7 protein-coding genes are annotated in these 7764 nt (G+C 75.2%); 4 read left to right on the top strand and 3 right to left on the bottom strand.

From position 1 onward, the window contains the following. Positions 1 to 181: 181 nt before the first annotated feature. Positions 182 to 523, bottom strand: a complete 342-nt coding sequence (locus ACLQ2X_RS03455) for an RNA polymerase-binding protein RbpA (RefSeq protein WP_007070998.1) — start codon at positions 521 to 523, stop codon at positions 182 to 184. A gap of 225 nt (positions 524 to 748) precedes the next feature. On the opposite strand from ACLQ2X_RS03455, the gene ACLQ2X_RS03450 reads away from it, so the two are divergent. Beyond that, on the top strand, positions 749 to 2230 hold the full coding sequence (locus ACLQ2X_RS03450; RefSeq protein ID WP_425679430.1) for a peptide MFS transporter: 1482 nt from the start codon (positions 749 to 751) through the stop codon (positions 2228 to 2230). Between the two features lie 67 nt (positions 2231 to 2297). On the opposite strand, the gene ACLQ2X_RS03445 is transcribed toward ACLQ2X_RS03450, so the two are convergent. Next, on the bottom strand, positions 2298 to 3491 hold the full coding sequence (locus ACLQ2X_RS03445) for a hypothetical protein (RefSeq protein WP_425679429.1): 1194 nt from the start codon (positions 3489 to 3491) through the stop codon (positions 2298 to 2300). A gap of 12 nt (positions 3492 to 3503) precedes the next feature. Further along, entirely contained in the window at positions 3504 to 4853 is a 1350-nt protein-coding gene (locus tag ACLQ2X_RS03440) for an MFS transporter (protein WP_425679428.1), read from the bottom strand. Positions 4854 to 4934: 81 nt separating this feature from the next. Here ACLQ2X_RS03440 and ACLQ2X_RS03435 point away from each other — a divergent pair, with 81 nt between their 5' ends. Genes ACLQ2X_RS03435 through ACLQ2X_RS03425 form a run of 3 tightly spaced genes read left to right on the top strand, consistent with a single transcriptional unit; the run spans position 4935 to position 7761 of the window. Continuing rightward, a complete protein-coding gene (locus ACLQ2X_RS03435) occupies positions 4935 to 5576 on the top strand; it encodes a TetR/AcrR family transcriptional regulator (protein ID WP_425679542.1) in 642 nt (213 codons plus the stop codon). A gap of 56 nt (positions 5577 to 5632) precedes the next feature. Next, positions 5633 to 6940 (top strand): flavin-containing monooxygenase, encoded by a 1308-nt coding sequence (locus ACLQ2X_RS03430; protein WP_425679427.1) that lies wholly within the window; start codon positions 5633 to 5635, stop codon positions 6938 to 6940. Then, a complete protein-coding gene (locus tag ACLQ2X_RS03425) occupies positions 6937 to 7761 on the top strand; it encodes an SDR family NAD(P)-dependent oxidoreductase (RefSeq protein WP_425679426.1) in 825 nt (274 codons plus the stop codon). The genes ACLQ2X_RS03430 and ACLQ2X_RS03425 overlap by 4 nt, the downstream gene beginning before the upstream one ends. The last annotated feature ends 3 nt before the right edge of the window (positions 7762 to 7764 follow it).

The raw sequence follows: 7764 nt of genomic DNA, 5'->3' as shown, positions 1-7764 counted from the left end.
CCGCCCCGGGGCGGGGTCCCCCGCCCCGGGGGGGGGGGGGGGGGGGGGGCGCCCCGGGGGGGGGGCCCGCCCGGCCTTGACCCCCCACCGGGCCCCCCGCCTCGTTCGCTGCCGGGTTCGAGCCGCTACGCCACGAAGTACTGGAGGTGCTCCCACGGACGTGTCGTGGCGTCGCGGATGGTCAGGCGCGACCGCGCCGGGTGCGGACCTCCTGCAGCCGCTCGGCGAGGATGTCCTCCAGTTCGGCGATGGAACGCCGTTCCAGCAGCATGTCCCAGTGCGTACGCGGCGGCTTGGCCTTCTTCTGCTCCGGCTCGGTGCCGTCGACCAGGCGGGCGACGCTGCCGTCGAACTTGCACTCCCAGGTCGTCGGCACCTCCGCGTCGACGGCGAACGGCACCTCGAACTGGTGGCCCTTGGCGCAGAGGTACTCGCGGGTCTGGCGCGGCGCGAGCTCCGTGTTGCGGTCGGATTCGTAGCTGACCGCGCCAAGCCGGCTGCCGCGCAGCATGCGCTCGCCCATGATCGACTTCCCCTCGTCCGTGGTGCTGGTCTTCAAGGTGTAACGGTCTGTCACCGCCCGCCCATTCCCACCCGCGCCGGCCGGGGCCGTACGCGCGTCGGGAAACCCAAGGGTAACCGGCCATGGCGGCTACCCGGCGGGGTCGTCCCCGGCCGGGCCGAATCGGTGGATTGGTTCGCCTACCAACGGGGATGCTACCCGCCTGCCTGAGCGCCGGAGGTGACGATGAGCAGTGCCGCGCCGGTCGGAGCCCGACCACCTGCCGGGAAGACCTTCTTCGGTCATCCCCGCGCGCTGTCCACCCTGTTCCTCACCGAGATGTGGGAGCGGTTCAGCTTCTACGGCATGCGGGCGATCCTGGTGCTGTACCTGACCGCGGCCGTCGCCGACGGTGGACTCGCCGTCGGCGAGTCCACCGCCAACGCCGTGTACGGCACGTACAACGCCATGGTCTACCTGATGGCGCTGCCCGGCGGGTGGGTGGCCGACCGGCTGATCGGGGCGCGGCGCAGCGTGCTGTGGGGCGGCGTGGTGATCGCCGTCGGCCACTACGTGATGGCCATCCCCACCGGGTGGAGCGTCTTCGCCGGCATGGCCCTGATCGTGGTCGGCACCGGTCTGCTCAAACCGAACATCTCCACCATGGTCGGCGACCTCTACGAGCGGGACTCACCGCGCCGCGACGCCGGATTCTCGATCTTCTACATGGGCATCAACCTGGGCGCGTTCATCGCCCCGCTGATCACCGGCTTCCTCGGCGAGAAGATCAACTGGCATCTGGGGTTCGGTGCCGCCGCGATCGGCATGACCTTCGGCGTGCTGCAGTACGTGCTGGGCCGGCGCAACCTGGGCGAGGCCGGCGCCCGCCCAGCCGACCCGCTGCTGGGCGCCGACCGGCGGCGGGCCCTCAACCGCATCGCCGTGGCCACCGCCGTGGTCGCGGTGGTGCTGATCGTGCTGCTGCTGGCCGGCTGGTTCACCGTCAACACGGTGGTCAACCTGCTCACCGCGGTCACCGTCCTGGTGACGATCGCCTACTTCGCGCGGATCCTCACCGACCGGGAGATCAGCGACACCGAGCGCAGTCGGATGAAGGCGTACGTGTGGCTGTTCGTGTTCGCCGCCTCGTTCTGGCTCATCTACGACCAGGCCGGGTCCGTGTTGAACATCTTCGCCGCCGACCGGACCGACCGGAACGTGGGCGGGTTCACCTTCCCCGCGTCCTGGTTGCAGTCGGTCAACCCGATCCTGATCATCATCGGTGCGCCGCTGGCCGCGTGGCTGTGGCTCAAACTCGGCCACCGGGTGTCCACGCCGACGAAGTTCGCCGTCGGCCTGGTGCTCAACGGCCTGTCGTTCGTGCTGATGGCCGCCGCCGCGCAGGCCGCCGTCGGTGGTGACCTGGTCTCCCCGTGGTGGCTGGTCGCCGTGTACGCCATCCAGGTCGCCGGGGAGCTCGCGCTGAGCCCGGTGGGACTGTCGGCGACCACCAAACTCGCCCCGGTGAAGTACGCCAGCCAGATGCTGGGCCTGTGGTTCCTGGCCACCGCCGTCGGCGACGCCATCGGTGGGCAGGTGGCCCGGCTGGCCGAGAGCTGGTCGCAACCGGTGTACTTCCTGACGTTCGGGCTGGCCTCGGTGGTGCTGGGTCTGGCCGCGGTGATGTTCACCCGCCAACTGCGGCAGCTGATGGCCGGCATCCACTGACCACCGGGCTCAGCGACGCGCGGTCCTCCCGGGCGAACCGCCGCTGTCCCGTGCCGCCCGACGGCGGTCAGCCTGCGCGCGCGCTCCACCGCGCCAACGCCCCGGCCAGCTCGCCGACCTGGTCGGCCAGCTTGTCGGCGCGTCGCGCCGCGACGTCCCGGTCGGCCTCGGCCGCACTGAGCCGGCCGGCCAGCTCCGCCGCCCGATCCTGGGCGGCCGTCGCGGCCCGCCGCGCCTCGGCCAGTTCGGCGTCCATGGCCTGGCGTTCCGCGGCGGCGGTGGCGGCCTCCGCCCGGGCCTGCTCGACCGCGCCGGTGGCCTCGGCACGGACCGCGTCGAGGGCGGCGCGCGCCCGTTCGGCCACGGCCACCGCGTCGGCGCGGGCTGCCTCGGCGCGGTCCCGTTCGACGCGTGCCTGCCCGGCGGCCTCGGCCTGGGCGTCGGCCCGCTCGGTGGCGGCCTGGGCCACCCGGTGCTCCTGCGCCGCCCGGTCGTGCGCCGCCCGGGCGTCGGCGCGTGCCCGGTCGGCCTCGACGCGGGACTGCTCGGCCCGGTCCAGCGCCTCGGCCGCCGACCTGGTGGCCCGTTCCGCGTCGGCGCGGGCGGCGTCCCGCTCGGCGGTCAGCTCGGCGACCCGGTGCCGCTCGGTGTCGCGTTCGGACCGTACCGTGCGCAGCTCCTGCCGGGCCGCGTCGCGGTCCCGTTCGGCCTGCACCCGCAGCGCCTGGGCCGCTCCCGCCTCGGCGCGGGCGGCGTCGCGGGCGGTCTCCGCCTTGGCGGCCCGCTCGACGGCGGCCGACGAGGTGGCCTCCGCCCGGTCGGCGCGGGCGCGGGCGGCGTCGCGGTCGGCGTACGCGGCCCGGGCCTCCTGCCGGTCGCGGGCGGCCGCCGCGGTCGCGTCCTCGGCCTCGCGGCGGGCCTCGTCGCGTTCGGCGTGCGCGGCCGCGACCTGCGCGGCGGTCTCCGCGCGCGCCGTGGTGAGCTGCCGTTCCACCCCGACCGGCGACAGTTCGGCGTGCAGCGCCTCGGTCAGCGTCTCCACGATCTGGTCCAGCCGGTCCACCGCCTCCCAGGTGCGGGCCACCTGCCCGGGCAGGCCGGGGGAGTTGCGGTGGCGCATCCGCGAGTTGCGGGCGGCGCGCTGGCAGGCGCCGTCGTTCTCCCGGCAGTAGCGGAACGGGCGGCCCGCGCCGACACGTTGCGGCACGTCGCGCCCGCAGTGCGCGCACGGACGGGTCTCGGGGGTGGGCTCGGCGTCCATCGAGGGCGAATTCTAGTGGCCGCTGCCGGCTCGGGCCGCGCCGTCGAGGGTGTAGCGGCGTTGCAGCAGCACCGCCACCACCATCACGGCGGCGGGCAGCAGCCCGAAGCCGTAGCGCAGCGCGTCCAGCGCCGCCGGGGACTGGGTGACGCTCTGCCCGGCCGACGAGGCGACGAACCCGCCGGCGGCCAGGCACAACGCGTACGCGTAGGGGCCCAGCGCCCCGCCGACGGCCTCGGTGGCGGTCCACACACCGGTGTAGGTGCCGGCCCGCTCGGCGCCGGCCGTGCCGATCACGTCGGGCAGCATCGAGAACGGCAGCAGCTGCATGCCGGCGAACGCCACTCCGAGCACCGTCACGGCGGCGACCAGCACCGGCAGCCCGGCCGGCCGGCCGACCGCCAGCACCAGCGATCCGGCGGCGAACGCACCCTGCGCGGCGAGCAGGGCGCGTTGCTTGCCGACCCGTCGGGCCACCGCCAGCCAGGCGGGGGTGACCAGCAGGGCCGGCGCGACGAACGCGGCGACCAGCACGGTGGTGAGCCCGGTGCGGCCCAGCTCGTACTCGGCGTAGTAGGGCACCCCGGCCAGCACCAGGTGGGTGGTGGTGGACATGGCCAGGTACGCCCCGACCAGCCAGCGGAACTGTCGGTCGCGCAGGCTGCCGACAAGCGCCCGCCACCCGCCCGCGCCGTGCGGGTTCGCCGGTTCGGCGGCGACGCGGCGCAGCCGGCCGATGCCGGCGACCCCGACGGCCATCGCGACGAGCATCCCGGCGGCCAGCATCACGCCCATCCGCAGGTAGCCGTCGCGGGTGGCGTCGTCGCCGCCGGCCAGCAGCGGCGCGAGCAGCCCGGAGACCAGGATGCCCAGCGTCAGCACCACCATCCGGAACGCCATCAGCCGGGTCCGCTCGTGGTAGCCGATCCGCAGGTCGGCCGGGGTGGCCAGGTAGGGCACCTGGTAGGCGGCGAAGAGCAGGTTGCCGGCCACGAAGAACACCGCCACCCAGCCCGCCGCGGCGGCGCCGGTCAGCCCGCCGGGCACCGCGAACAGCGCGGCGAACGCGGCCGGCAGGGCGCACCCGACCAGCAGCAGCCGGCGGCGGTGGCCCCGGCGGGCCTGTTCGACGTCGCAACGGTGCCCGATCCACGGGTGCAGCAGCACGTCGGCGATCTTGGGCAGCAGCAGCGTCAGCCCGGCCAGCCAGGGGGCCACCGCCAGCACGTCGGTGAGGAAGTAGAGCAGCAGCAGCCCGGGCACGGTGACCCAGACGCCCATGCCCAGCGAGCCGGTGGCGAAGCCGGCCAGTGGGCCGCGGGGCAGCGCGAGCGTGTCCCGCCGCTGATCCAGCCCGGTCATCGACCGCCTCCTGTCCCGGCGGCCACGCCGCCATCAATCCAACGGATGCTGGATTGTAGGGGTAACAATGGCCTGATGACCATGCCTCGCCGCCGACCGGGCCGGCCCCGCCGCGACGATCAGCGGCCCACCCGGGAGTTGGTGCTCGCGGCCGCCACCGTGCTGTTCGCCGAGCGGGGCTTCGACGCGGTCAGCGTCCGTGACGTGGCCACCGCCGCCGGGGTGGACGTGGCCACCGTCGCCCACCACACCGGCACCAAGGCGCAGCTGTACGACGCATGCTTCGCCCGGGTGTTCAGCGCCGAACGCGAGGTGCTGGAGGCGGCCGGGGAACGTGCCCGGGCCGCTCTGGCCGCCGGCCCGCGCGAGGCGCTGCCGGCGTTGCACGACCTGCTCGACGTGTTCGTCGACTTCTTGGAGGACCGGCCGGAGACGACCGCGTTGTGGCTGCGTCGCTGGCTGGAGCCGAGCCGGCACGGTGAGTTGGACCGTCGCTACGCCGCGCCGCTGTACGCCGGGGTGGAGCAGTTGCTCGCCGCCGCGACCGCCGCGGGCGCGCTCGTCGAGCCGACCCCGCACGTCACCGTGCGCAGCCTGGTCTGGGCGGCGCACGGTCACGTGGTGGCGTTGGCCGCGGGCACCGGCTCGCAGGCCCGGCAGCGGCGGGAGTTCCGGGCGTTCGTGCACCGTTTCCTCGACGCGTTGTACCGGCCCGGGCCTTGACGGCGGGCCGCCCGCCGGAGATTATCCATCGGTCGTTGGATTAAAAGGGGGCGGGCATGACCACACCGAGAGTCGCGGTCGTCGGCGCCGGCGCCGCCGGCCTGGCCACCCTCAAGGCGCTCGCCGACGTGGGCGTGCCCGCGGTCGCGTTCGAGGCCGCCGACACCGTCGGCGGCCTCTGGGTGTACGGGTCGGCCGGGTCCCCCACCTACCGCACGCTGCACCTGAACACCAGCAAAGGGCGCACCGAGTTCGCCGACCACCCGATGCCGGCCGACTGGCCCGACTACCCCGACCACACCCGCATCGCCGGCTACCTCGGCGACTACGCCGACCGGTTCGGCCTGCGCGACGCGGTCCGGCTGCGGCACACCGTCGACCGGGTCACCCGCGTCGGGGACGGCTGGCGGGTGCACGCCACCGGCCCGGACGCACCGGTGACGGTCGACGTGGCGGCCGTGGTGGTCGCCAACGGGCACAACCGGCTGCCCCACCGGCCCGAGCCGTACCCGGGCGACTGCACCGCCGAACAGATGCACAGCCACGACTACCGCGGCCCGGAGCAGCTCGCCGGCCGGCGGGTGCTCGTCGTCGGCGGCGGCAACTCCGCCATGGACATCGCCGTCGACGCCTCGTACGCCGCGCAGCGCACACTGCTGTCCCTGCGCCGCGGCGTGTGGGTGGTGCCGAAGTACCTGCTCGGGCGGCCGTCGGACACCCTCAACGGTGCGCTGGCGCGCCGGCTGCCGTGGCGGCTGCGGCAACGCATCACCCAGGGCATGCTGACCGCCACCGTCGGCCCGCCCAGCCGCTACGGCCTGCCCGCACCGGCGCACGGCTTCCTCCAGGACCACCCCACCCTCTCCGACGGGCTGCTGTCCCGCCTCACCCACGGCGACATCCAGGCCCGCCCCGGCATCGCCCGGTTCGACGGCGACCGGGTCGAGTTCACCGACGGCCGCAGCGACCAGGTCGACCTGGTGATCTGGTGCACCGGCTACCGGGTGGCGATGCCGTTCCTCGAACCCGACCTGCTCGGCGACGGCCCGGAGCGGCTGCCGCTATACCGGCACGTGTTCCACCTGGACGCCCCCGGCCTGGCGTTCGTCGGGCTCATGCAGTCCACCGGCGCGGCGTTCCCCCTGGTCGAGGCGCAGGCCCGGCTCGTCGCCGCGCGCCTGGCCGGCACCTGGGCGCCACCGGACGCGGCCGGTCAGGCCGCCGCCTGCCGGGCCGAGCTGCGCGCCGCCACCACCCGGTGGGGGCAGCGCCGACCGCACATGCGGGTGGACTTCGACGCGTACCTGGCGCAGCTGCACCGGGAGTTGCAGGCCGGGCGGCAGCGGGCCGGAGCGGCGCGGTGAACGCGCTGACCGGCAAGCGGGTGCTGGTCACCGGCGCCCGGGGCACGTTCGGCCGGCACCTGGGCGCCGCACTGACCGCCGCCGGCGCCCAGGTGGCCGGGCTGGACCTGCACGCCGACCCCGACGCGGCCGTCCCGGTGTACGGGGTGGATCTGACCGACGCGGCCGCGACGCCGCCGGCCGTGGCCGCCGCCGTGGACCGGCTCGGCGGACTGGACGTGCTCGTCAACAACGCCGGGGTGGGCGGGCCCGCGCCTGCCGAGCTGCCGCCGGACGAGGTGGTACGCCGGCAGATCGAGGTGAACCTGCTCGCCGCCTGGCGGACCACCGCCGCGGCGCTGCCCGCCCTGGAGGCCAGCCGTGGGCGGGTGATCTTCGTGGCCAGCCGGATGGCGGTGCTGCCGCTGCCTTTGGCGGCCGCGTACGGGGTGAGCAAGCGGGCGCTCGTCGCGTACGCCGACGCGCTGCGCCACGAGGTCGGCACCCACGTCGGGGTCAGCGTCGTCTACCCCAGCATGGTCGCCTCCCCGATCCACGACAGCACGGTGGCGGCCGGGCTGTCGCTGAGCGGGGTGTCCCGGCCGGAGCCGGTGGAGGGGGTGGTCGCGGCGATCCTGCGGGCCGCCGCCGCCCGCCGCGCGCCCCGCGACGTGGCCACCACCCGGCGCGGCCGGATCGAAATGGCCCTGGCCCGGCACGCGCCGGCCCTGGCCGACCGAATGGTGCGCCGGACCGTCACCGGGCGGCTGGGCGCCGGTGACCTGGACGGCGCGACGTTGGCCGCCGGCATGCTGCGACGGCACCGGCAGGCCCGCGGGTAGCGT

Origin of the sequence: Micromonospora sp. DT31 (genome assembly GCF_049841795.1) — a bacterium.
Lineage (GTDB): Bacteria > Actinomycetota > Actinomycetes > Mycobacteriales > Micromonosporaceae > Micromonospora.
Note: the sequence above shows the minus strand (reverse complement) of the source record. Positions and strands in the feature narration are given on the sequence as shown.